Here is a 25,576-nt window from a genome sequence, read left to right on the forward strand (position 1 = left end):
CAGGGCGGACCGAATGGTCCGCCCTGGTTCGTCGACAGCACAGGGGTGACCTACGGTGAGCGGGTTCACACGGGGAGTTCGTCTCGGTGTGGACGTCGGTCAGGTGCGCGTCGGGGTGTCCCGCTCGGATCCGCACGGGGTGCTGGCCACGCCGCTGGTGACCCTCGCCCGCGATCTCACCGCCGCGCCGGAGGCGGTGCCGAGTGACATTGCCCAGCTCGCGGCGTTGGTGGCCGAGCACGAGGCGGTCGAGGTGGTCGTCGGGCTTCCGGTCAATCTGGCCGGCAAACACGGCCCGGCCGCGATCAGTGTCACGGCCTACGCTGACCGTCTGGTCAATGTGATAGCTCCGGTCCCGGTAACGCTCACCGACGAGAGGATGTCGACCGTGGTCGCTTCTCGTAGGCTTGCCGAGCGTGGCGTTCGTGGCAAGCGTCAACGTGCGGTTGTCGACCAGGCGGCCGCGGTGGAGATCCTGCAGAGCTGGCTGGACGCGCAGCGGAGGCGGACGTAATGATCGACGATCTGGATCTTGGGTTTGACGAGCCGGAGCGGGGTGAGAAGGGCCGGCATCGACGTAGTTTCCGCAAGCGCAAGTCAGGCTCCGGCGGCGGTCGGGGCAAGACGTTCCTGGCGCTGTTGATGGCCCTGGTCCTGCTCGGCACCATCGGTGGTGGCGCCTACTACGGGTTCGACCGGATCCAGAACTACTTCGTCACGCCCGACTACGACGGTGCCGGCTCGGGTGAGGTGCTGGTCGACGTCAAGGCCGGTGACAGCGCGACCGATGTCGGTGCCACCTTGTACGAGGCCGGTGTGGTCAAGAGCGTCAAGGCCTTCATCGAGGCGGCGGACGAGAACTCGCGCAGCAAGAACCTCCAGGTGGGCCGCTACAAGGTCAAGAAGGAGATGAAGGCGTCCGAGGCCCTGCTCCTGCTGCTGGATCCGAAGAGCCGGGTGGTGAACGGGGTGACCATCCCGGAGGGGATGATCACCTTGGCGATCTATGACGAGCTGTCCAAGGCGACGAAGATCCCGGTCGCCGAGTTCAAGGCCGCGGCGAAGGACCCGGTCAAGCTGGGGGTGCCGGCCTTCTGGTTCAACCGGGGAGACGGCAAGAAGGGGGCGAAGAGCCTGGAGGGCTTCTTGTTCCCGGCGACGTACGAGCTTCCGCCCAAGGCGACGGCCGCGCAGATCCTGTCGCTGATGGTGGACAAGTTCCTCGAGGTGACCGAGCAGATCAAGTTCGTCGACACCGTCCAGGACAAGCGGGGCATCTCCCCGTACGAAGCGTTGATCACCGCCTCCATCGCACAGGCCGAGTCGGTCAACCACGTCGACTTCCCGAAGGTGTCCCGAGTGATCTACAACCGGGTGTACACCGACAAGTACCACTGCAAGTGCCTGGAGATCGACAGCGCGATCAACTACTGGTTGCGGTTGCAGGGTAAGGACCCGAAGGACTCCGACGTCCTCAAGGCCAGCGAACTCAACGATCCGAAGAACCCGTACCGCACCCACGGTGCCGACGGCCTGACCATCACGCCGATCAGCAACCCGGGGGAGGACGCCCTCAAGGGCGCGATGGACCCGCCGGTGGGCGACTGGATCTACTTCATGACCGTGGACAAGAAGGGCACGATGGGCTACGGCTCCAACGATGCCGACTTCCGGAACCTGCAACGACAGATGTGCCGCAACGGCGTGCTCAGCGGCGAGAACTGTTAGTGCGGGCCGCCGTGGTCGGTGCGCCGATCGCGCACTCCCTCTCTCCGGTGATCCACAACGCCGGGTACGCCGCCGCCGGGCTGACCGGATGGTCGTACACCCGGATCGAGTGCGGGGCGGCGGAGCTGCCGGATCTGGTCGCCGGCTTGGGCCCGGAGTGGGCCGGACTGTCGGTGACCATGCCGGGTAAGGAGGCGGCGCTCGCCGTGGCGGACGCCGCGTCGCCGGTCGCCGTCGCCGTCGGCGCGGCGAACACGTTGGTACGCCGTACGGACGGCACGTGGTACGCGGACAACACCGACGTCGGTGGCATGGTGGGCGTGCTCACCGGGGCCGGGGTGGTGGCCGGTGCGGCGGTGACGGTGCTCGGCGCGGGTGGAACGGCCCGCGCCGCCCTCGCCGCCGCCGCGCGGTTGGGCTGTTCGTCGGTCGTCGTGGTGGCCCGTCGGGCCGAGGCGGTGGACGAGTTGCGGCCGGTGGCAACGGCGCTTGGTGTCGCCCTGAGCGCCGGCCGCTGGGCCGATGCGCAACGGCACGTCTCGGCCGCCGACGTGGTCGTCTCCACGGTGCCGAAGGGGGTCGCCGATCCGCTGGCCGGCGGTGCGATCTGGCGGCCGGGGGCGGTGTTCTTCGACGCGCTCTACGATCCGTGGCCGACGCCGATGGCGGCGTCCGCCCGCGCGGCCGGTCTGCGGGTGGTGTCGGGACTGGACCTGCTGCTGGCCCAGGCGGTGGGTCAGTTCGAACAGTTCACCGGCGTGACCGCGCCGCTGGCGGCGATGCGGGAAGCTCTGGTGGCGGCCCGCCACTGACAATTGTGGTGGGCCGGTGGCGTCATTGTTGGACTTTCGTCGACCGTGCGGTGACCCGAATGTGGACAGACTCCGGGCGCTTTTCAGGTAGGCGGAGAAATGCTGCCGGTGACCTTCGAAAATCGACTTGAGTCCATCCTAGCGGTAGGTGCTCCGGCGCGCTGCCCCGTTTCGGCTTGCACGGCCTTGTCGGCACATCATCCCAGGTAGAGGCGTGTACGCGGTGCCACGGGAACTCCCTGGGAATCACCTGAAATTGCCGCAATGGTGACCGCTCTGCCCCAGCTGCGACGTGTAGGCGTCACTTTGTCGACGATTAAATGGGTAGTCGAACTGCTGATCACGCAACACAAAGTAATGATTGACGTGCGGCAAGTATCTCTCCTACGGTTCGATCACTGTCGTTTTCGGACTTGGAGGTCCGTAGGTGAGTCATGCCTTTCTCCGTAGTGGAACACGTACCACTCGACGATTAGCGGTCGCCGCTTCGCTGGCCCTGGTGGCCGGTACGCTGCCGACCCTGACCGGGCCGGCGGTCGCGGCCCCGGTCGCCGCACCAGCGCCGGCGTCCGGTCCCGACGCCAGCTGCGCCGACCAGCAGCCCGACGAGGCCGCTGCGGTGGACGCCGCCCGCCGGTGTGCCAAGCGGGTGGAGAACCTCGCTGCCCGCAGCGAGACGCAGGATGTCTTCGTCAACCCCGATGGCACGTCGACCGCCCAGGTGTATGCCGGCCCGATCCGGATGCGGGACGCGGCGGGTCAGCTCGTGCCGATCGACCTCACCATGCGTGCGGAGGCGGATGGTTCGGTCGCACCGGTCGCGCACCCCAACGGTCTGAAGGTTTCCGGAGCGGTGGGCGCGGGTGAGCACGACCTGCTGAGCATCGCTATCGGTGCGCACCGGGCCGCGATCGGGTGGACCGGCGCGCTGCCGAAGCCGGTGCTGGCCGCCAACCGCGCGACGTACCCGGAGGTCCGGCCGGGTGTCGACCTCGTGGTCGAGGCCAGCCGTACCGGTGTGCGGCAGTACCTGCTGGTCAAGAACCGGGCCGCCGCCGCCCAGGTGGCGTCGGTGCGGCTGCCGGTGCGGGCGAAGGGCCTGGTCACCACCGGCGACGGTGCCGGCGGTCTGCGCTTCGCCGATGACAAGGGCCGAATCGTGGCCACCTCGGCCACCCCCGAGATGTGGGACTCGTCCGTCGACCCGGCCACCGGCGGCCCGAAGCGGCTGGTCAAGATCGCCGCCAAGCAGACGGCGCGGGTTGGTGCGATGGACCTCGCGCTCACCCCCGACCAGGCGTTCCTCGCCGACCCCGCGACGGTCTACCCGGTCATCGTGGATCCGTCGATCAATCCGGTCTCGCCCACCTTCGCGACCTACGTCAAGTCCGACGACACGGTTGGCCGGTCCGGGGCCAACGACATCCAGATCGGTAAGGCGTCGGGGGAGAACCCCGGCGTCGCCCGAGGGTTCGTCCACTGGGGAACGGCGGCGCTGCGTGGCAAGCAGATCACCTCGGCGACCGTCTATTTCTGGAACTGGTACTCCACGACCTGCTCCGCCAAGTCATGGCAGATCTGGTCGACCGGGGCCGCCAGTTCCACCACGCGCTGGGCGAGCCAGCCGGCGTGGAACTACCAGGAGGCGACCTCCACCGCCACCAAGGGCCTGAACAGCACCTGTGACGACGGCTGGGTGAGCATCACCGGCACCAGCTTCTTCCAGCGGGCCGCCACGGCCAACCAGGCCACCGCCTACATGGGAATCCGGGCCACCAGCGAGACCGACCCGGACAGCTGGAAGCAGTTCCGCTCCGACGACGCGGACATCCAGAGCCAGGTCCCGTACGCGGTGGTGAACTACAACAGCTACCCGAACGCGCTGGACCCGACCAAGCTTCAGCCGGGCGACGCGAGCGAGACCGAGACGCGGACGCCGACCATGAAGGGTGTCTTCAGCGACCCGGACGGCGGCAGCGGCCGGGTCGACTTCGAGATCTACGACCGCAGCGGGTCGACGCTCGAGGTCTCCGGTTCCGGTGGCAGCGTCACGAACGGCAGCGAGTCGAGCTGGACGGTGCCGTCCGGTGAACTCGTCGCCAACACCACGTACAAGTGGCGGGCTCGCGGCCACGACGGCAGCGTCGCCGGGCCGTGGTCGGGCTGGCGGTTCATGACCACCTCGGACGGCTCGCCCACGGGTGAGCAGGGCCGGTTCTCCTTCCAGGACCAGGACCTGACCGACCGGTTGCAGCTCAAGGTGAACGTCGCCAACGGAAACCTGCTGCTCAAGGGCACCGACTTCAACATCCGTGGCACCGGCACCGACCTGGTGCTGGACCGCTACTACAACTCGCGGTCGACGGCCACGTCGACGCTTGGTAAGGGCTGGGTGCTCGGCACCGGGCAGGACGTGAAGCTTTCGTTCTCCAAGACCGACCACGCCACCGCCGACATCACCTACCAGGCGCCCACGGGCTTCACCGCGCGATTCGTCAACGACGGCACCAACTCCTGGCGGACCCCGCCGAGTCTGGACGCCAAGCTGACCCGCAACACCAGCACCGGGGAACTGCGGCTGAAGTTCGACAAGAGCGAGGGCAGCTTCTACTTCGCCGACGCCACCGGCCGGCTGCTGCGCACCCAGGACAAGAACAACAACAAGATCACCTTCGGGTACGACGGCTCGGGGAACGTCACCACCGTCACCGACACCCAGAGCCGCGTGGTGACCCTGTCGTACACCTCGGGTCGGTTGACCTCGATGACCGACTCGACCGGACGCCGGGTGAGCTACACCTACAACTCGGACCAGAACCTGAACACGGTGACCGACACCGCCAACGGCGTCACGGTCTACGAGTACACCGGTGATCGCCTTACGAAGATCATCACGCCCGAGGGTCGGGTCACCAACCTCGGCTACGAGCCCGACACCTCCCGGATGCTCGACTACTTCGAGCTGACCAACCCGGGCGGCACGCCGTCCGAGGCCCGGTGGTTGCTCACCTACTCCACCGGCAAGACCGAGGTGACCGACCCCAACGGCTACGCCACCGCCTCGACCACCGATGGCATCACCACCCACACCTACGAGACCCGCGACCGGGTCACCGAGGTGAAGGACGCCCTCGGCCACAAGCGGTCCAAGAAGTACAACGCCAACGACAACATCGAGACCGTCACCGACGCACTGACCAACACCACCACCTTCGGGTACGACGCCAACACCAACAACATGACGTCGGTCGGCATCGCCACCGGGGCGAAGTCCACCATGTCCTACAACGACACCTCGCACCCGAACTCGGTGAGCGGGTCGACGGATCCCCAGGGCAACACCACCGCCTACTCCTACGACGCCGCGGGCAACAAGACCGGCACCGAGAGCTCGCAGTATCCGGGGCAGAAGATCGACGAGGCGGAGCACAACTCGAACGGCACGGTCAAGTGGCGCGAGGACGGCAAGGACGTCCGCACCAACTACACGTACGACGCCAAGGGCAATCTGACCCTGGTGGACAATCCGGGGCCGCTGGGAGACATCACCATCCTGCCGGACGCGCTGTCGCGCCTGCTCGAACACACCGACGGCAAGGGTCAGAAGACCCAGTACGTCTACGACCAGCTGGACCGGGTCGACAAGATCACCTTCAAGGGTGCCGTCGTCGTCGACTACACCTACGACAAGGACGGCAACCTCACCCAGTTGGCCGACCCGACCGGTGTCACGACGTTCGGCTACGACAGGTTCGGCCGACCCAGCAGCAAGTCCGTGCCGGGGGCCGCGCCGATCAGCTATGAGTACGACCGCAACGGGAACATGACCAAGTACACCGACGGCGGCGGCTCGGTCACCTACGGCTACAACGCCGTGAACCTGGTGACGTCGCTGCTGGAGCCGGGTGCGTCCACCGCGGTGACCTTCACGTACGACGAGAACAACCGACGGCGGTTCATGTACCTGCCGACGTCACCACGGGTCACCGTGGAGATGAAGTACGACAAGTCCGGCCGGCAGACGTCGATTACGGCGACCAACGACAGCACGTCGGCGAAGCTGTCCTCGTTCACCTACGACTACAGCAAGACGGTCAACGGGGTCACGACCGACACCGCGCAGCGGCAGAAGGTCACCGACCTGTCCGGAACGACGACGTACACCTACGACAAGCTGAACCGTCTGACGGGTGCGTCGGGTGCGCTGTCGCGCAGCTACGACTACGACGAGAACTACAACCGCACCTCCAAGACGGAGAGCGGCACCACCACGTCGTACAGCTACAACGACGCCCACCAGTTGACGTCGGCGGGCTCGACGACGTACTCGTACGACGCCAACGGCAACACCACCGGCTCGTCGTCGGGCTGGGCGTTCTCCTACAACACGGTGAACAACCAGACCACCTCGATCACCAAGCCGGGCGGGACGGCGTTGACTCCGCTCACCTACGGTGGCGCGGACCAGACCGAGCGGCGGGGCGCGGGCTCGACCACGTACGTCAGCTCGGCCCTGGGTGTTGCGTCGGCGAAGGCTCCGGCGGGCTCCGGTGGCACGGTGACCGCGAACTCGACGGACCCCGCGCCGGGGACCACCGACCACTACACCCGGGACAACACCGGTTCGCTCATCGGTTTGCGGGCCAACGGGGTGCGGTACTACTACCTCGTCGACGGTCTCGGCTCGGTGGTGGGTCTGGTGAACGGAAGCGCTGCAAAGGTCAACTCCTACAGCTACGACCCGTACGGCATCCAGCTGTCGGCGTCGCAGCAGGTGTCGAACCCCTGGCGGTACGCGTCCGGGCACCTCGACGGCGCGACCGGTCTCACCAAGTTCGGTGCCCGCTACTACGACCCGGGCCTGGGCCGGTTCACCCAGCGCGACCCGTCCGGGAAGGACCTGGCGTACAGCTACGCGTCCTGCAACCCGGCCAACAACACCGACCCCACGGGACTTGCGACCGACGCGGAGGCCAACGACGCCTTCGCACTGATCGGCGGGGCCATCGCGGGTGTAGCGATCGGGGGGTTTGCGTCAACCCTCGGCGCGCCGGTGCTAGCCGCGTGGGCCATCGGAGGGTGTGCTGCTGGCGCAGTCGGTACGCTCATCTCCCAAAAGGGCGAGTCAACATGGAGTGGCGTCGCGCTGAACTGCTTCGCGGGTGCCGTGGGCGGGCTGATCGGCGGGGTTTTCTCCAAAGGCGCGAGAGCTCTCTTCTGATGATCCCTTCCGCCGGAGGTCTTGATGTCGGTCCTGGTGCTCCTCGCCATCGGTGCCCTCAGCGTCCTGGTGCTGATCGCCGCGCTCGGGTACGGCTCGCTCGGTTGGCCCATCGTGGCGGTCACGGCCCTGTTGGCTGTGGTCGTGGTCGTCCAGGTGTGGCGGAGAGTCCGCTCCGGTGTGTTGCGGCCGCAGGGAAGTGGCGGGCAGTATCTGCTGCTGGGCGGTTTGGTTACGGCCATGTGGCTGGTGGGAGCGGTCTTGTACCTCACCTCCGACCTCTCGGTGCCGCTCTACGCACTGGCGTTGCTCCTCGTCCCGTGCGTGACCTTCCTGATCGCGGGGCTCCGGCAACGCCGTAGCTGACGATCGGGACCGCCAGCCGCCGTTGCCCGGCTGACCCGGTCCGGTGATGCGCAGGAGTGGTGGGTGGGGCTCGAGATCGGAGTCCCACCCACCCGTCTGCCCGGCGGACCGCCTCGGTGTCTTTCTTAGCTGACGGTTAAGACGCGCTTACGGAAAACTGTCCTACCCACGACGTGCCCTGGTCATCGATACGCTGCTCACGGTTATCGCACCAGACACAGGGAGTTCTCCTTGACCAGGCACGGACTACACCGCATCACCCGGTTCCGCAACGGCCCCCGGCGCAAGGCGATCGCCATCGGCGTCGTCGGCGGCTCGGTGGTGGCCGGCATCGTGGCGACCATGATGCCCCTGTTGGCCAGCGACGACCTGTCGATCCGCGCGGTGGCGGACACCACCGCGACGATCGTCTCGCAGGACGGTGACAACTCCACCAAGGGGACCCTGGCGACCTGCCCGGCGCGCTGCGACGGCAACCCGCGCGGTGGTCGGGAGGCGGTCGTCGAGTTCGCCGTGACCACCCTGCCCGCCACCGCCGTCAACGTCCGGGCGACCCTGCGCATGCACGCCTGGCAGCAGTTCGCCGCGACGGTGACCGCGCACGCCTCGTCGGTGAGCGCCCGCGAGGCGCGGCCGGCCCCGGCGAAGGCCGGAGCCGTGTTGGACACGGTGACCGGTGTGGCCAAGGGCGTCAACGAGTGGGACGTCTCCAAGCTGGTCACCGGCAACGGCACCTGGACGGTGTCGCTGGCCCAGACCGGCCTGGAGACCCGCGTCTACTGGGCGTCGGTCGAGAACCGCAACACCGACCTGCGGCCCAGTCTGGTGATCAGCTACGACGTGGGCAGCGGGCCGACGTCCGCGCCGACCACCCGGCCCGCGCCGACGCCCACGGTCGCGCCGACCACCACCGCACCCCGGCCCACGCCGACGGTCGCGCCGACCCGTACGCCGTCCCCGACCCAGAGCCCCACTCTGCCGTCCGGCAAGTGCGGCCAGGTGTCCGACACGCTCGTGCCCTCCTGCGGCGCCTGGTGGGGGATGTACTCACCCGCCAACGCCGGCAGCGGCTGGGACCACGGTAAGGCGATCACCGACGTGGAGGCCCAGGTCGGGCGCAAGTTCGACATCGTGCACCGCTACCACGACTTCTCCAACGCCGGCAGCAACGGGGCGTTCCCCGACGCGTACGAGCAGGAGCAGATGCGCCAGGGCCGACTGATGTTCTTCGCCTGGGAGTCGCGCGACTTCTCCGCCGGTACGACGCTGAAGTGGTCCGACGTCTACAGCGGCCGGCAGGACGCCACCATCGACGCGGTCGCCGGTCGCATCCGGGCCGCGAAGGTGCCGGTGTTCATGGGCTTCGACCACGAGCCGGAGGACGAGCCGGGCAAGGGCAGCGACGCCGACTTCGTCCGCGCCTGGAAGTACGTGTACGAGCGGTTCGCCAAGGCGGGCGCGGACAACGCCGTCTGGGTGTGGACGATGATGGGCTGGTCGGGGCACTACTCGCGGTACGCCGGCCTCTACCCCGGCGACCGGTACGTCGACTGGGTCGCCTACGACCCGTACAACTTCCACGTCTGCAACGGCAGCACCGTGTGGAAGAGCCCGAGCACGACCATCGGCGGCTTCTACGACTGGCTCGACCAGAACGGCATCGGCGCCGGCAAGCCACGGATGCTCGCCGAGTTCGGTACGAACTTCGACGCCAAGGACCCGGGCGCGAAGCAGCGCTGGTTCCAGGAGTTCCCGGCGGCCCTCAAGGCCCACCCGAAGATCAAGGCCGCCATCTACTTCAATTCGCCGGGCATGACGACCCGCACGGCGACCTGTGACATGACGATGAACCACGATGCCGCCTCGGTGGCCGGGTTCAGCCAGGCCGGCAAGGACACCTACCTGCGGCAGCCGACCGGAGGGAGCCGCTGACGCGTGTGACGACACCGTGAACACAGCCGCCGTTCATCGGAGATCTACCAGCTGATCTTCTCGCGTTCTGTCGGCTAGCAGATTCACGCACCGCCCAATCGGCGGATGCGCCTACCAGGCTGGGCGAGGCACGCTACCTCGGGTTCTCATCCATCTTGGAGGCGTAGCGTGCCCACACTCTCGCACTCATGGCGTTTGTCAGGACGACGTCGTATCCGGGCGGGGGTGGTCGCGGTGGCGGTCGTCGCCGCGGTGCTCAGCGCCCCCACTGCCTCCTCGGCGGCGGTGGTGCCGGTCCCCGGGACCGCGACCCTGGTGTCGGCGAATCCCGCCGACACCACCCCACACGCTCGCGACGGTGAGACCCGCGCCTTCGCGCAGGTCGGCAACACCGTGTTCGTCGGCGGCAGCTTCACCCAGCTCCGGCAGACCGCCACGTCCGCGTGGGTCGTCCAGCGCTACCTCTTCGCGTACGACCGCACCACGGGCACCATGTCCACCACCTTCCTGCCGGTGCTCGACGGCGCGGTCAACACGCTGATCGCGGGGCCCGGCGGCACGCTGATCGTCGGTGGCGCCTTCAAGAACGTCAACGGGGTCTCCCGCAAGAACCTGGTCGCGTTGAACCCGAGCACCGGCGCCATCATCGACAGTTGGGTGGGTCGCTCCGACGGCGGCACCGTCCGGGATCTGGCGCTGTCGGGCAACTGGCTCTACGTGGCCGGGGCGTTCAACTGGCTCAACGGCACCGCGCACGCAGGGCTCGGCCGGCTGAACGCGACCACCGGGGCGATCGACCCGACCTTCGCCGTCGACGCCACCGTCGGACGGCACACCACCACCTCGTACGTGTGGACCATCGACGTCGCCCCGGACGGCAACACCCTGGCTGTCGGCGGCAACTTCACGCTCCTCAACGACCTGCCGCGCAACCAGATCGCGCTCGTCGACGTCTCCGGCACTCCGGCCGTGCTGGACTGGAGCAGCGAGAAGTACGTCGCGCCGTGCGCCTCCCCGACGACCTTCGTGCACTACGTGCAGGACATCAAGTTCGGCGAGGACGGCAGTTGGTTCGTGGTCGGCAGCAACGGTGGCGGTGGCTGGCCGAGCGCGTACTGCGACGCGCTGGTCCGGTTCGAGACCGCCGCGCGCGGCACCGGCCAGGTCGGCACCTGGGTCAACTTCACCGGCAACGACACCATCACCTCGGTCGAGGTGGCCGACAACATCATCTACCTGGGTGGGCACTTCCGCTGGTTGAACAACCCGAACGCCAGCGACAACGCCGGTGCGGGCGCGATCGACCGCCTCGGCATCGGCGCGGTCACGCCGGCCACGGGTCTGCCGGTGAACTGGAACCCGCGGCGCAGTGGCAGCGCCTCGATGCCGGCCGGCACCACCGCCTGGGGTTCGGCAGTGCCGGTGCTCTGGCGCGGCTCGGACGGTCTCTACTTCGGGCACAACTCCGACGGCATGGGCGAGGAGTACCACGGGCGGCTCGGCATGTTCCCGATCGCCGGTGGTCGCACGTTCACGGCGAAGAACCCGCCGAGCGACAGCAGCGGCTACCTCTACCTGGGCTCCGGCGCGGGAGAGGTGTCGAAGGTGCCGTTCGACGGCGCGACGCTGGGTACCCCCACCATCGTCAGCCAGCCGACCTACACCGCGTCCGGCGCGACCTGGCGGGTGGACGACCGGATCTACTGGTCGCACACGGTGGCGGGCACGCCCACCGGCAGCCGCATCGACGTCTCGCTGTTCAACGGTGGCGCGATCGGCTCGTCGTGGGAGGCGTCCGGTTACAACGACTGGTTCAACCCGGCGATCCTCACCGGGGCCTTCTACCTCGACGGCCGGCTCTACTACACCCGTACCGGCGCCAACAATCTCTACTACCGCTACTTCGAGATCGACGGCAACTACCTCGGCGCGACCGAGTTCGCGCTGCCGACCAGCGGTGTCACCTGGTCGAGCGTGCGTGGCATGGCCTGGGTGGACGGTCGGATCGTCTACGGTGCCACTGACGGCGGGTTGCGCAGCGTCCCGTTCGACCCGACGGCCGCGCCGACCGCGGTGGTCAACGGCGTCGCGACGACGCTCATCGCCGCCGCGACGCCCGAGTTGTCGTGGTCTATCCCCTCAATGTTCTTCTCCGTGCAGTGATGGTCAACCGTTCGTAACGGAGGATCGGTAGATTGTTCACGTCGGGTCGGCGGCGGTACCACCGCCGCCGGCCCCGCGATGTGGGGAGGGGTCGTTGGTCGGCGGCGCTGGATTCCGCGCGAAACGCGCAGTCCACCTGGTCTTCGCGCTCAAACGTGCCTGGTACGGGTTGCGCTATCGGCGGCTGACCCTCGGACGGGACGTGCAGATCCGCGGCCGGATCCGGCTGCGTCGGGGCGTACGGGTCACCATCGGCGACCGCACCCGCATCAACAAGCTGGTCCGCTTCGCCGGCCCCGGCGAGGTACGCGTCGGCGCCGACTGTCTGCTCAACGCCACCTGGATCGGCACCTGGACGTCGGTGACGGTCGGCGACAGGTGCCTGTTGTCCGACTGCGAGCTGCTCGACAACGACTTCCACAACCTGCCGCCCGACCAACGGCACGCGCCGCCCGGCCCGGCCACCCGCGCACCGATCGTGCTGGAGGAGAACGTCTGGGTCGGCGCGCACGCCCTGGTGCTCAAGGGGGTCCGGGTCGGCCGGGACAGCGTCGTGGGCGCGGCCTCGGTGGTGCGTACCGACGTGCCGCCGGGCGTCGTCGTCGTGGGTAATCCTCAACAGACGGTGAAGAAGTTCCATGACTGATGCGACGCCCGCACCCTGGCCACCCGACTCGTCTAACTCCGGCGGCACCCGCGCGGTGACACTCACCGACCTGCTGCGGGTGCCGTTGCACCGGCTGCGGCTGGTGGTCGCGGTCGCCCTGGTCGGCCTGCTCGCCGCCCTCGGCTACGTGCTGCTGGTCCCGGCGGCGGTGACCGCCCGCGCGGTCGTGGCGGTCCGACCGGTGGTCACCGACGCCTTCACGCCCAGCGGCGCGGGCGCCGACCGCGCCGTCAACATGAACGTGGAAAGTGGCCTCGCCACCGGCACCGAGGTGGTCCAGCGGCTCGCCGACGCCGTCGGTGGCGAGCCGCGCGACGTCCGCAACGCCCTTGAGGTCGAGGTGCCCACCGGCGGGCAGATCCTGCGCTTCACCTACCAGACGCACGACGCGCAACGGGCCGTGCAGGGCGCCAACCTCGCCGCGCGGGCCTACCTCGACGTGCGGCGCGCCATGTACGAGCAGCAGCGCGCCGAGATGCTGCGTTCCTACGACGCGAGCATCGCCAAGGTCGTCGCCCAGCAGACGGCGGTGCAGAAACGCGCGAGCAGCGCCAAGGGCACCGCTGCCGGTGACGCGGCGCTGGCCGAGCTGTCCGGCATCAACAACCAGCTCACCCAGCTCAACGCGGCCCGCACCGAGATCGCCGCGGTCGACGTCAACCCCGGCTGGGTCACCCAGACCGCCGAGCGGGCGCTGGTGACCTCCGCCGGGCACCGGCCGCTCTACCTGGTCGCCGGCCTGCTCGGCGGCGCGCTGATCGGCGTCGTGCTGGCGTACGCGTGGGAGTCGGCGGACCGGCGGGTCCGCTCGGTCACCGACGGCCGGGACGCCACCGGCCTCCCGCTGCTCGGCACGGTACGCCGACCGCCGTTCCGGGGGAGTCCCCGGGCGGTCGACGCGGACATCCGCTACGTGGCGATGGCGGTCGCCGAGCGGGTACGTCAGCCGGCCCGGGTCGCGCTGGTCACCGCCCGCGAGGACGTCACGGCACTCACCGCCGGGCTGGCCGTGGCGTTGGCCGCCGACGGCCGGGAGGTCTTCGTCGCCGACGACAGCGGCCGTGTCGAGCGCCTGCGTGCCGCAGTCCTCGCCGACCGTGGGCGGCTGCCCGTCGACCCGTCCCGACCGCTGGTGCCCAAGCCGCGTCCGGCCGGAACGCCGGCGGCGGCGAGCGGTGCTTCCGCCGACACGCCGGTGACCCGGCGGCCCTCCCCGCACCCGCCCGGCAGTCGCCCGTCCACCGACCCGGACGCGACGCTCACCCTGCCCCGGGTGGCGTCCGCCCGGACCGACAACGGTCGTCCGGCGTCGGCGGACGAGGTGACCGTGGGGGTGGGCAGCGTCCGCTTCGGCACCTGGCGGCAGGGGGCCGACCACGGTCTGGTGTTGTTCAACGCGCCGCCGGCCGAGTCCGACGAGCGCGGCGTCGCGGTCGCCCGACAGGGCAGCGCGGTGGTCGTGATCGAGCGGGACCGCAGCCGCCAGAGCGACCTGCGGCGGCTCGTGGAGCGGCTGCGCGCCGCCGGGGTCACCCCGCTGGGCTTCGTCCTCACCCGCAACGGCCGGGCCTGATCGGTGTCGGTCACCCGCGCCCCGGCGACCGAGCCGCCACCCGGCGACACACCGGCCGCCGCCGCGCTGACGCCGCCGACACCGCCACCCGCCCGGCTGCCACTGTGGCCGCTGGCGTTGATGTTCGGCTTCGTGCCGCTCTGGTGGGCGCTCGGCGCGTTCTACCTGGGCTGGTCGTTGCTCGGCGCGCTGCTGCTGGCGGTGCTGCTCACCCGGGGGCGGGTGCCGCTGCCCCCGGTGGCCGGCGTCTGGCTGTTGTTCCTGGCGATCGTGGTCGTGAGCGCCACCCAGCTGTCCTCACCGGCGTCGCTGCTGACGTTCGCCCTGCGCCTGGCCTTCTATCTGACCGCGCTGGTGGTCGGCGTCTACGTGTACGCCGCCGCCCGGGAACGCGCCGACCTGGTGGCGGTGCTCACCCCGCTCTGCGCCTTCTGGTTCGCGCTGGTGGTGCTGGGCTGGCTCGGGGTGCTCGTGCCCCGGTTCGCGCTGGCCACGCCGATGGAGGTGCTGCTGCCCGCCGGCGTCGCCCGTACCCCGTTCATCCAGGACATGGTGCACCTGACCACCGCGGAGTACAGCCCTCGCTCGCTCAACCCGATCTACCGGCCCGCGGCGCCGTTCGCGTACACCAACAACTACGGCAGCGCGTACGCGATGACCTTGCCCTGCGTCGTGGCGTACACCATGTTGCGCCGTCGCGGGCTGCTGCGGTGGGCGCTGCTGGCGTCGTTGCCGCTGTCGCTGGCCCCCGCGTTCCTCACCCTGAACCGGGCGATGTTCCTGAGCCTCGGCGCGGGGCTGGCCGTGCTCGGGGTGCGGGCCAGCCTGCGGGGGAACGTCCGCGTTGCCGCGTCCATCGTCGGCGTGGTCGTGACCGGAGCGGTGGCGACGCTCTTCATCCCGATCACCGAGTTGATCAACAATCGGGTCGACTCCAGCGACACCAACACCGACCGGTTGTCGCTCTACACGGAGGTGATCCGCCGCGTGCAGGACTCGCCGTGGCTGGGCTACGGCGCTCCGGTGAACGTGGACACCGTCTCCGCGGACGCGCCGATCGGCACGCAGGGGCAACTGTGGATGGTGCTGTTCAGCCACGGCGTACCGGCGCTGGTCTGTTTCCTGGGCTGGTTCGTGGCCGCCGCGGTCGTCTGCGCGCGGGCGACGTCGGCGGCCGGTCAGTGGTTGGCCGTGGTGCCGGTGGTCTGCCTCGTGCAGATCCCGTTCTACGGCATGGCCAACCAGAACCTGGCCGTCGCGTTCTTCGCGGTCGGCTTCGCCATGGCGCTCACCGAACGCGAACGCGCGCCCCGCCCGCAGCGGTGGCAGCCACCGCTCGCCGCCAGCACGGCGGTACCGGCATGACCGCCGCCACCCGACCGCCGGCCGACGCCGGCCGGGACGGCCCGCAGCGCGCGGCCCCGGACACCGGCGCGGTCGAGACGCGCCGCAGCGCCCGTAGCGGGGTGGCCGGCTTGCTCGGTGCGGCCGTCAGCGGCCTGTTCGGGTTCGTGCTGGCCGTGGTGATCACCCGGGGGTACGGGACGGCCGGCGCGGGTGCGTTCTTCGCCGCGATCGGCGTGGTCACCGTGGCCACCGCGGTCTGCACGCTCGGCGCGGAGACCGGCATCATGTGGGCGGTGCCCCGGCGGCGTCTCGGCGTCCGGGGTGACGCGGCACGGGTGCTTCCGGTGGCGCTGATCCCACCGCTGCTGGCCGGGCTCGCCGTCGCCGTCGCGGGAGCGCTGAGCGCCGACGCGCTCGCCCCCCGACTGCTGCGCGGCTCGGGCGACGCGGCGCACGGGTTGCTGACGTTGACCTTCGCCGCCGTGCCGGTGGTGGTGGTGATGACCTTGCTGCTGGCCGCGCTGCGCTGCGTACGACCCATCCGCGCGTACGTCGGCGTCCAGTTCCTCCTGCTGCCGGTCGCCCGCCCGGCCCTGGTCGGTGCCGCCGCGCTGGCAGGTGGTGGGCTGCTCGCCGGCATGACCGGCTGGCTGGTGCCGGCGGCGCTGGCGTTGCTGGTGTGCCTGGTGCTGGTGGCCGGCCCGCTCGGGGTGGGGCGGGGCGCGGTTTTACGGCCGACCGGGTCCGACTGGTCGACGTTCTGGCGCTTCGCGCTGCCCCGGGCCGCCTCGGCGGCCATCGACGCGGGCAGCATGTGGGTGGGGGTGCTGCTGACGTCGGTGCTGGCCGGACCGGCCGAAGCGGGCGTGTTCGGCGCGGTCGGCCGCTACGTGCTGGCCGGTCAGCTCGCCATGCAGGGCCTGCGGGTGGCGGTGTCACCGCAGCTGTCCCGGCTGCTCGGGCGCGGTGAGCGGGCCGCCGCGGCGGCCGTGCACCGGCAGTTGACCATCTGGGGGCTGGTGCTGTCCTGGCCGGTGTACCTGCTGCTGGCGGTGTTCGCGCTCGCGTTCCTGCAGCTGTTCGGCCGGGAGTTCACCGCCGGCGTGCCGGCGATGACGGTGCTGGCGCTGGCGATGCTGGTGAACACCGGCGTGGGCAACGTGCAGAGCCTGCTGCTGATGGGCGGACGCAGCGGCCTGCACCTGGTCTCCACCCTGGCCGGGCTCACCGTGACCGTCTCGCTCGGACTCTGGCTGATCCCCGGGCACGGCGCGACGGGAGCGGCGCTGGCGTGGGCCGCCGGCATCGCCACCGAGAACCTCACCGCCGCCGGCTTCGCCCGCTGGGTGGTCGGCGAACCGCTTGTCGGCGGGGCGACGCTGCGCGCGGCGGCGGCCACGGTCGGCGGTGTGGGCGTCGCGGCGGCGGTCGGCGTGCTCGCCGCGGGGCGTGGCCTGCCCGGCCTGGCGGTGGCGCTCGCCGTGCTGGTGGCCGGCTGCGTCGGCTTGTTGACGTTGCCCCGGGTGCGCGCCGGCATCCGGGTGACCATGAGGCAGATCCGTGGGTCCGACGAGGCGGCCACGGCCGCCGGGCCGGCCCCGGCATCGACGAGAGGTAGGTGAGGGCCGTCGTGGCGTCCATCCGTGACCGGGTCAAGCAGTTGGTGCCGACCCAGGTGACCACCCGGGTGAAGGAGTCCCTGGTCGACTACGGGGTGCGCACCAGTGACCGGCGGCCCCTGCCGGACTTCCTGATCATCGGCACCAAACGGGGTGGCACCACCTCGCTGTGGAACTACCTGATCCAGCATCCGCTGGTGCCCCGGCTCTTTCCGGCGTGGAACACCAAGTCGGCGCACTACTTCGAGGAGCACTGGGGTCGCGGTGAGGCGTGGTACCGCTCGCACTTCCCGACCGAACGGCAGCGCGAGGCCCTCGCGAAGCGGCACGGCGGGCCGGTCCGCGTCGGCGAGGCCGCGCCGCTCTACATGTTCCACCCGCTCGCCGCGCAGCGGGTCGCCGCGCTGATGCCGACCGTGAAGCTGATCGTGCTGCTGCGTGATCCGGTCGAGCGGGCGTACTCGCACTGGAAGGAGCGCCGTACCCACGGCATCGAGCCGCTGGACTTCGCGGCCGCGCTGGCCGCCGAGCCGGAGCGTACGGCGGGGGAGCGGGAGCGGCTCATCGCCGAGCCGGAGGCGTTCAGCGAGGCGTACGACTGGTACACCTACCGGGCGCGCGGGCGTTACCTGGAGCACCTGGAGCCGTGGCTGGACCGCTTCGACCCCGCCCAGATGCTCTTCCTGCCCAGCGAGGACCTGTACCGCGACTCCCGCGCCACCTACCGTCGCACCCTCGACTTCCTCGGGCTGCCCCCGTACGACCTGCCCAACTTCAAGGTCTACAACGACCGGCGCTCGGCCCCGCTGGAGCCGGCGGTCCGCGCCGAGCTGACCGACTACTACCGCCCGTACAACGACGCGTTGCGCGAGCGGCTCGGGTTGGACCTCGACTGGGCGGACCGGGCGGCGTGACGACCGGGGTCACCCCGGCCACGGACCCCCGTTCGCGGGTGGACGGGCTGGGCTGGGTGAGTCGTGCGGTGTTCCCGGACGAGCAGGTCCACCTGACCCTGGGCGGCACGGTGCCGGCCGGGCAGCGGGCGGTCGCCCGGTACGCGGTGGTGCCGTCGGTGGCGCGGGCACGGTTCCTGGTACCGCTGGGCGCACCCCGGGCCGGCGCGGCGTCGCTGCTGGCGTACAACGCGTTGCGGCCGCCGAAGGTGCGGGCGTTCCGGGCGGCGCTCGGTGGGCTGGCCCGATTGGGCGGGGCGGGCCTGGCACCGTTTCCGACGTTGACCGTGTCGGTGCCGGTGGGGGCGCCCGTGGCCGAGCTGGTGCTGACCGAGCGGCTCGCCGCCGCGTTGGGCGGTGCGCCCCTGCTGGCCGCGTGCGGCGTTCGTCCGCCGGACCCGAACGTCAAACCCACGCTGCAACTGTTCACCCTCGACGGTCGTCCCCGGGGCTACGCGAAGATTGGCTGGAACGACGCCACCCGGTCCCTGGTCACCGCCGAGGCCGCCGCGCTGCGCGCGCTGCGCGCCGTGACCGGTGTGCCCGACCATCCGGTGCCGCCGGGGCTGCTCACCGAGACGGCGTGGGCCGGTCAGGTGGTCGCGGTGATCGAGCCGCTGCCGCCAGACGTACGTGGGGTGCCGGCCGACGACCCGCCGCGGATCGCGGCGTTGCTCGCGGTCGCCCGCCGGGGCGGTGCGCCCGGTGTGCCGCGCCCGTTGGCCTCGTCGACGTTCCTTAAGCGCCTGGTCGCCCAGGCGGAGCGGGCCGCCGTGGCCGGGTCCGCCGGGGCGCGGGCGGTGCCGGCCGTCGCCGCGCTGGCCCGCCGGCACGGCGACACGACCGTCGAGTTCGGTCACTGGCACGGCGACTGGGTGCCGTGGAACCTGGGCACGCACGACGGCCGCCTGGTCGCCTGGGACTGGGAGCACAGTGGCCCGGACGTGCCGGTCGGCTTCGACCTGGCGCACGACGCGTTCCAGCGGTCGCTGGTGCTGCGCGGCGAGCCGGCGGCGGTGGCCGCCGCGGCGGTGGACGTGTGGCTGGCACGACACGGTGGACGACTCGGCCTCGACCCGGCGCGGTGCGCGCTGGTGGCCGACGCGTACCTGCTGGAGATGTGGCTGCGGACGTGGCGGCTCGCCGACGCCGGCGCCGGGTGGAACCCCGCGCTGCATCCCGCACTGTTGGACGTCATCGAGAAACGACATAGCGAGTGAACAGGAGAATTCCCGACGCCGGGGGCGCGTCATAGCGTGACCACATAATGGCAGGTCGTGACGGTGGTCGATGGGGTGTGGGCGTGACAGGGGGCCTGAGCACCCACGGGGGAGATCGTCGCCTCGTCCGGTCGCGCTATTCAACGACCGGAAAACCTGTGATCTGCTGCTGCCTTGCGTAAATCGGAATTCCAAGCGAACTTGTGGGGAGTCGCGTGGACACGAACATCGACGACGAGTCGCCGGTGCTGCTGCTGGTCGGATCCAGCGGCGGTCACCTGGCCCAACTTCTCGCCCTGCGGCCCTGGTACGAACGGTGGCGGCGCTGCTGGGTCACCTTCGACACGCCGGAGGCGGTGTCGCTGCTGACCGGTGAGGACCTGGTGCCGGCGCACCATCCGACCACCCGGAACGTACCGAACCTGCTGCGCAACGCGGGGCTGGCCTGGCGGGTGCTGCGACGTCGGCGGGTCGCCGCCGTGGTCACCACCGGCGCGGGCGTGGCCGTGCCGTTCGTGGTGCTGGCCCGCCTGCGTCGCATCCCGACGGTCTACATCGAGGTGTACGACCGGATCGACACTCCGACAATGACCGCGCGGCTCTGCCGGCCCTTCCTGTCCGCGATGCTCGTGCAGTGGGACGAGCAGCGCCGGCAGTACCCGGAGGCCACCGTCGTGGGGACGCTGCTGTGAGCGGGGAGGCGGACGTCGCCCGCACCCAGTCGTCCCGGCCCGACGCCGCGGCCGACTCGTCCCGGCTGCCGCGCCAGCGCGACACGACGGCTGTCGAGCGGCCCCTGCTGCTCGTCGCCGTCGGCACCGACAAGCATCCCTTCGACCGGCTGGTGGACTGGCTGGCGCAGTGGCACGCGCAGGCCGGCCCGGTCGGGCTGACCGTGCAGCACGGGCACACCGTGGCCCCGCCCCTGCCCGGCGCGGTGCCCTTCCTCGGGCACGACGCCCTGCAACAGGCGATGGCCGACGCCGACCTGGTGGTGTGTCACGGTGGCCCGGCGACGATCCTGGAGGCCCGCCGGCACGGCCACCTGCCCATCGTGGTGCCCCGGGACCCGGCGCGCGGCGAGCACGTCGACGACCACCAGCAGCTCTTCGCGCGCCGTCTCGGCGCGGCCGGTCTGGTGGTGCTCTGCGAGACCCGCGAGGAACTGCACGACGCGCTCGCCGTCGGACAGGCCGACCCCTCCCGGTACGCGGTCCGGGCCGACCCGGCCGCGCACGAGGCCCGCCGCGCGGCCGTGGCCCGGGTCGGGCAGATCGTGGACGACCTGGTGGCGCGTTCGAAGCCGCGCCGATCCCGCTGGCGGGCCTGGCCCCGCACCGGCCATCCGACGAAGGAGACCCGATGACCGAGCAGCCGAGCGTCAGCGTGGTGGTGCCCACCCGGGACCGCCCCGAGCTGCTGCGCGCGGCCCTCACCGCGATCCTCGCCCAGGAGTACCCGGGCACGATCGAGGCCGTGGTCGTGTTCGACCAGTCCACGCCGGACGAGTCGCTGACCGTCCTGGGCGGTCCGGGGCGGACGGTCCGGGTGATCGCGAACGGGCGCGCGCCCGGGCTGGCCGGCGCGCGCAACAGCGGCACCCTCGCCGCCGAGGGGGACCTGATCGCGTTCTGCGACGACGACGACGAGTGGCTGCCCGGCAAGCTGGCCGCCCAGGTCGAGGCGTTGGCCGCCGACCCGGGCGCCGAGTTCGTCTGCTGCGGCATCCGGGTCAGCTACGACGGGCACACCGTCGACCGGGTGCTCGACAAGGACCGGATCACCCTGGACGATCTCCTGCGGGACCGGCTGACGGAGCTGCACCCGTCCACCTTCCTGATCCGGGCGGCGGCGCTGCGCGACGGCTTCGGCCTGGTGGACGAGGAGATCCCGGGCAGCTACGCGGAGGACTACGAGTTCCTGCTGCGCGCCGCCCGCAGCGCGCCGCTGATCAACCTGCGGACGCCGTCGGTGCTGGTGCGCTGGCACAAGCGGTCGTACTTCGCGCAGCGCTGGGACACGATCTCCGAGGCGTTGCAGTGGCTGCTGCACCGCTACCCGGAGTTCGCCGGGCAACCGGCCGGCGAGGCCCGGGTCACCGGGCAGATCGCCTTCGCGCGGGCCGCCTCCGGCGACCGGCGGGGGGCCCTGCGCTGGGCCCGGCACACGCTGCGCCGCAATCCGCGCGAGCCACGCGCCTACCTGGCGCTGGCGGTCGCCGGCCGGGTGGTCCGGGCCGACTCGGTGCTGCGCACCCTGCACAAGCGCGGTCGGGGCATCTGATCCGTTCCGCCCTGCGGACGGTCCTCGCCGTCCGCAGGGCGGGACGCGGCGGGCAGCGCGACGTGCCCGTCGCGCGCCGTGACAGACTGACCGCTGTGTTGCGCTGGTTGACTGCAGGTGAATCGCACGGCCCCGCCCTCGTCGCGCTGCTGGAGGGGGTACCGGCCGGCATCGAGGTGAGCACCGCCGAGATCGCGGGCGAGCTGGCCCGCCGCCGGCTGGGCTATGGCCGTGGCGCCCGGATGTCGTTCGAGCAGGACGAGGTCGAGGTGATCGGCGGGCTGCGGCACGGCGTCACGCTGGGCAGCCCGGTGGCGATCCGGGTCGGCAACTCCGAGTGGCCCAAGTGGCAGACGGTGATGGCCGCCGATCCCGTCGACCCCGAGGAGCTGGCCCGGCAGGCCCGCAACGCGCCCCTGACCCGTCCCCGGCCGGGCCACGCCGACCTGGCCGGCATGCAGAAGTACGGCCACACCGACGCACGTCCGATCCTGGAGCGCGCCAGCGCCCGGGAGACGGCCGCCCGGGTGGCCGTCGGCACGGTCGCCAAGGCGTTGATCCGGCAGGCGCTCGGCATCGAGATCGTCTCGCACGTGGTCGAGTTGGGTCCGGTGGCCGCGAAGCCCGGGCTGCGGCCGACCCCGCAGGACGCCGACCGCATCGACGCCGACCCGCTGCGCTGCCTCGACCCGGAGGCCAGCGCTCTGATGGTCGCCGAGGTCGACGCCGCGAAGAAGGCCGCCGACACGCTCGGCGGCGTGGTGGAGGTGCTGGCCTACGGGGTGCCGCCGGGCCTGGGCAGCCACGTGCAGTGGGACCGCAAGCTCGACGCCCGACTGGCCACCGCGCTGATGTCCATCCAGGCGATCAAGGGCGTCGAGATCGGTGACGGGTGGCAGCAGGCCCGCTCCCGTGGCTCCGAGGCGCACGACGAGATCATTCCGTCGGCCACCGGCGTCCGCCGCGTCACCGACCGGGCCGGCGGGCTCGAGGGTGGCATCACCACCGGCGAGCCGCTGCGGGTCCGCGCCGCCATGAAGCCGATCTCGTCGCTCAACCGGGCGCTGGCCACCGTGGACGTCGTCACCGGTGAGCCGGCGACCGCCATCAACCAGCGCTCCGACGTCTGCGCGGTGCCCGCCGCCGCCGTCGTCGCCGAGGCGATGGTGGCCCTCGTGCTGGCCGAGGCGGCCACCGAGAAGTTTGGCGGCGACTCGGTCACCGAGATCCGCCGCAACCTGGCGGGCTACCTCGACGCGTTGGTCATCCGCTGATGGCGCCGGTCGTCGTCCTGGTCGGGGTGCCCGGCTGCGGCAAGACCACCGTGGGGCAGGCGCTCGCGAACTCCCTCGGCGTGGAGTTCCGGGACACCGACGCCGACATCGAGCAGATGGCCGGCAAGACCATCCCGGAGATCTTCATCGACGAGGGCGAGGAGCACTTCCGGGCCCTGGAACGGGCCGCAGTGGCGGCGGCACTCGCGGCCGGCACGGGTGTGCTCGCCCTGGGTGGCGGCGCCGTACTGGCCGAGGAGACCCGGGCCGCCCTGGTGGGGCACCGGGTCGTGCACCTGTCGGTGGAGTTGCCCGACGCGGTGAAGCGGGTGGGGCTCGGCGCGGGCCGGCCGCTGCTGGCGATCAACCCGCGCGCCACCCTCAAACACCTCATGGACCAGCGCAAACCGCTGTACGCCGAGGTGGCGACCGACACGGTGATCACCGATGGCCGCACCCCGGCGCAGGTAGTCGCCGAGGTAGCCGCGCTGCTCCCGCGCTGACCCCGCCCCGCCCTCCGCGTCGATCTTGCAGTTGCTGCGCCGACGTACCGGGGCATTCCCGGTGTCTCGACCACCGCAACCGCAAGATCGGCGCGGTGTCAGGCTCGGGCGATCAGGTCGAGCACGTCGGCCAGCGCCTTCGGCTCGCTGAGCATCGGCCAGTGCCCGGTGGGCAGCTCGAACAGCCGGCCGCCGGTCAGGCCGGTGAAGAGCGGGTGCCGCTGGGCGATCATCTGCTCCACCACGCTCAGCGGAAAGGTGCTGGCGACCAGGGCGGTCGGCACCGGGCGGCCACCGGTACGCCGTACCGGGTCGGTGGACGTGCGCAACGGCTGGGGGGTGCTCCGGGCGCGCAACAACGTCAGTGTCGGCTCGTCCAGGCCGGCCAGGTTCGTCGGGTCGGCCGCCGGATCCCAGGCCGGCGGCGGCAGCAGGTGACCGTCACCGATCATGGCGCGCAGTCGCTGCTGCTCCTCCGGCGGCACGGTGTCGAACTGCGCGGTCCCGTCCGGCAGGGGTCCGCTCTCCACGTAGACCACCCGGGCGATTCGGTCCGGGATCCGGTCCGCCGCCTGGGCGACCGGCATGCCGCCGCCGGAGTGTCCGACCAGCAGGACGTCGCGCAGGTCCTCGACCTCGATCAGCCGCACGATGTCGGTGGTGTGCGTCTCAAGGTTCACCTCCGGCCCGGCCAGGTGGTCGCGTTCGGCCAGGCCGGTGAGCGTCATCGGGTACACCTCGTGGCCCTGCGCGCGCAGGGTCAGGGTCACGTCCCGCCACGCCCAGGCGCCCAACCAGAAGCCCGGTACCAGCACAAAAGTCGCCATCGATCGCTCCTTCGCTCGGTTTACCGGTTGACCGTACGATCGAATCCGGACAGTATCCGCCCGGTTTGAAGGAGTGGCCCGTGTCACGACCCGCCGCTCGGGTGCTGGCCCTGCTCGAACTCCTGCAGACCCGGCACCGGGCCACCGCCGGCGAACTCGCCGCCCGCCTCGGCGTGGACGAACGGACCGTGCGCCGGTACGCCGCCACGCTGCTCGACCTGGGCATCCCGGTCACCGCCGACCGGGGCCGCCACGGCGGCTACCGGCTGCGTCCCGGCTACAAGCTGCCGCCGCTGATGCTCACCGACGACGAGGCGGTGGCTGTGCTGCTCGGCCTGGTCGTCGCGGAACGGGTCGGGATCGCCACCGAGCAACCGGCCACCGCCACCGCGCTGGCGAAGATCCGGCGGGTGCTCCCGGCGGCGCTCGCCGACCGGCTGGCCGCCGTGCAGGAACACCTGGGCTTCACCCTGCCGCGTGCCGGGCGGGACCACGGTCCGGCCCCGGGCACTCTGCTCGCCCTCGCCTCGGCCGCCCGTCGCGGGCAGCGGGTGGCGCTGGACTACCGCTCCTGGCGCGGCGAGCGGTCACACCGGGAACTCGACCCGTACGGGCTGGTCGTCCACGCCGGCCGCTGGTACGTCGCCGGTCACGACCACCGCCGGGGTGAGGTACGCACCTTCCGGTTGGACCGGATCGGCGCCGTGACCCCCCGCCCGGCGACCTTCCGGGTGCCGGACGACTTCGACGCGGTCGCCTGGGTGACCCGGTCGCTGGCCGGGGTGCCGTACGCCCACGAGGTGGAGGTGCTGCTGGAAACCGATCTGGACGCCGTGCGTCGCCGCATCCCGCCCACCGTCGCGGAGTTGACCGCCGGTGCCGACGGGGTGCTGTTGCGCGCCCGGGCGGAGAGCCTGCCCGGGATGGCCGTGCTGCTCGCCGGTCTGGGCTGCCCCTTCACCGTGCGGCATCCGGAGGCGTTGCGCGCCGAGGTGGCCGCGCACGCCCGTCGCCTGGCGGACTGGTCCGCCCGGCCAGCAGGTGGACAGCCGCCCGCACCGCGTGCTCCGCTCGACTAGGCTGCCGGC

General features: G+C 71.1%; 20 protein-coding genes. 19 read left to right on the forward strand and 1 reads right to left on the reverse strand.

Going from position 1 to position 25,576, the window contains the following annotated elements; all coding sequences use genetic code 11:
* Positions 1-55 precede the first annotated feature (55 nt).
* The 18 genes from ruvX to ACN269_RS31430 all read left to right on the forward strand — a co-directional run bounded on the left by ruvX (position 56) and on the right by ACN269_RS31430 (position 23,661).
* Positions 56-514, forward strand: coding sequence for a Holliday junction resolvase RuvX (gene ruvX, locus ACN269_RS31345; RefSeq protein WP_421475923.1), 459 nt, complete (start codon positions 56-58; stop codon positions 512-514).
* Positions 514-1,728 carry an endolytic transglycosylase MltG gene (gene mltG / locus ACN269_RS31350; protein ID WP_421475925.1) on the forward strand — a complete coding sequence of 405 codons (1,215 nt, stop codon included), beginning with the start codon at positions 514-516 and terminating at the stop codon, positions 1,726-1,728. The genes ruvX and mltG overlap by 1 nt, the downstream gene beginning before the upstream one ends.
* Positions 1,728-2,540, forward strand: a complete 813-nt coding sequence (locus ACN269_RS31355) for a shikimate dehydrogenase (protein ID WP_421475927.1) — start codon at positions 1,728-1,730, stop codon at positions 2,538-2,540. Before mltG ends, ACN269_RS31355 begins: the two co-directional genes overlap by 1 nt.
* A gap of 499 nt (positions 2,541-3,039) precedes the next feature.
* Positions 3,040-7,761 (forward strand): RHS repeat-associated core domain-containing protein, encoded by a 4,722-nt coding sequence (locus tag ACN269_RS31360; RefSeq protein WP_421475929.1) that lies wholly within the window; start codon positions 3,040-3,042, stop codon positions 7,759-7,761.
* Between the two features lie 24 nt (positions 7,762-7,785).
* Positions 7,786-8,127, forward strand: coding sequence for a hypothetical protein (locus ACN269_RS31365; RefSeq protein WP_421475931.1), 342 nt, complete (start codon positions 7,786-7,788; stop codon positions 8,125-8,127).
* A gap of 231 nt (positions 8,128-8,358) precedes the next feature.
* Positions 8,359-10,059, forward strand: a complete 1,701-nt coding sequence (locus tag ACN269_RS31370) for a glycosyl hydrolase (protein ID WP_421475933.1) — start codon at positions 8,359-8,361, stop codon at positions 10,057-10,059.
* Positions 10,060-10,272: 213 nt separating this feature from the next.
* The gene (locus tag ACN269_RS31375; protein WP_421476672.1) at positions 10,273-12,222 is read left to right on the forward strand and encodes a hypothetical protein; all 1,950 of its coding nucleotides are present in this window, start codon (positions 10,273-10,275) and stop codon (positions 12,220-12,222) included.
* A 94-nt stretch (positions 12,223-12,316) separates the two neighbouring features.
* Complete coding sequence (locus ACN269_RS31380) at positions 12,317-12,868, forward strand: acyltransferase (RefSeq protein ID WP_421475934.1); 552 nt, start codon at positions 12,317-12,319, stop codon at positions 12,866-12,868.
* A complete protein-coding gene (locus ACN269_RS31385; protein WP_421475936.1) occupies positions 12,861-14,462 on the forward strand; it encodes a lipopolysaccharide biosynthesis protein in 1,602 nt (533 codons plus the stop codon). The genes ACN269_RS31380 and ACN269_RS31385 overlap by 8 nt, the downstream gene beginning before the upstream one ends.
* Before the next feature lie 120 nt (positions 14,463-14,582).
* On the forward strand, positions 14,583-15,827 hold the full coding sequence (locus tag ACN269_RS31390; RefSeq protein ID WP_421476674.1) for an O-antigen ligase family protein: 1,245 nt from the start codon (positions 14,583-14,585) through the stop codon (positions 15,825-15,827).
* Positions 15,824-17,431 (forward strand): lipopolysaccharide biosynthesis protein, encoded by a 1,608-nt coding sequence (locus ACN269_RS31395; protein ID WP_421475938.1) that lies wholly within the window; start codon positions 15,824-15,826, stop codon positions 17,429-17,431. The genes ACN269_RS31390 and ACN269_RS31395 overlap by 4 nt, the downstream gene beginning before the upstream one ends.
* Before the next feature lie 8 nt (positions 17,432-17,439).
* Positions 17,440-18,342, forward strand: coding sequence for a sulfotransferase domain-containing protein (locus ACN269_RS31400; protein ID WP_421476676.1), 903 nt, complete (start codon positions 17,440-17,442; stop codon positions 18,340-18,342).
* On the forward strand, positions 18,339-19,601 hold the full coding sequence (locus tag ACN269_RS31405; RefSeq protein WP_421475940.1) for a hypothetical protein: 1,263 nt from the start codon (positions 18,339-18,341) through the stop codon (positions 19,599-19,601). The genes ACN269_RS31400 and ACN269_RS31405 overlap by 4 nt, the downstream gene beginning before the upstream one ends.
* Positions 19,602-19,816: 215 nt before the next feature.
* Positions 19,817-20,293, forward strand: coding sequence for a UDP-N-acetylglucosamine--LPS N-acetylglucosamine transferase (locus ACN269_RS31410; RefSeq protein ID WP_421475942.1), 477 nt, complete (start codon positions 19,817-19,819; stop codon positions 20,291-20,293).
* A 65-nt stretch (positions 20,294-20,358) separates the two neighbouring features.
* On the forward strand, positions 20,359-20,967 hold the full coding sequence (locus tag ACN269_RS31415) for a glycosyltransferase (protein ID WP_421476678.1): 609 nt from the start codon (positions 20,359-20,361) through the stop codon (positions 20,965-20,967).
* Positions 20,964-21,884 (forward strand): glycosyltransferase family 2 protein, encoded by a 921-nt coding sequence (locus ACN269_RS31420; protein WP_421475944.1) that lies wholly within the window; start codon positions 20,964-20,966, stop codon positions 21,882-21,884. The genes ACN269_RS31415 and ACN269_RS31420 overlap by 4 nt, the downstream gene beginning before the upstream one ends.
* A 95-nt stretch (positions 21,885-21,979) precedes the next feature.
* Positions 21,980-23,158 (forward strand): chorismate synthase, encoded by a 1,179-nt coding sequence (aroC, locus tag ACN269_RS31425; protein ID WP_421475946.1) that lies wholly within the window; start codon positions 21,980-21,982, stop codon positions 23,156-23,158.
* Positions 23,158-23,661 carry a shikimate kinase gene (locus ACN269_RS31430; RefSeq protein ID WP_421475948.1) on the forward strand — a complete coding sequence of 168 codons (504 nt, stop codon included), beginning with the start codon at positions 23,158-23,160 and terminating at the stop codon, positions 23,659-23,661. The genes aroC and ACN269_RS31430 overlap by 1 nt, the downstream gene beginning before the upstream one ends.
* Before the next feature lie 98 nt (positions 23,662-23,759).
* Here the strand turns inward: ACN269_RS31430 and ACN269_RS31435 are convergent, their stop codons facing one another.
* On the reverse strand, positions 23,760-24,488 hold the full coding sequence (locus ACN269_RS31435) for an alpha/beta fold hydrolase (protein WP_421475950.1): 729 nt from the start codon (positions 24,486-24,488) through the stop codon (positions 23,760-23,762).
* 80 nt (positions 24,489-24,568) lie between these two features.
* Here ACN269_RS31435 and ACN269_RS31440 point away from each other — a divergent pair, with 80 nt between their 5' ends.
* Complete coding sequence (locus ACN269_RS31440; RefSeq protein WP_421475952.1) at positions 24,569-25,567, forward strand: helix-turn-helix transcriptional regulator; 999 nt, start codon at positions 24,569-24,571, stop codon at positions 25,565-25,567.
* The last annotated feature ends 9 nt before the right edge of the window (positions 25,568-25,576 follow it).

Source organism: Micromonospora sp. WMMD736 (genome assembly GCF_049179015.1).
GTDB lineage: Bacteria > Actinomycetota > Actinomycetes > Mycobacteriales > Micromonosporaceae > Micromonospora.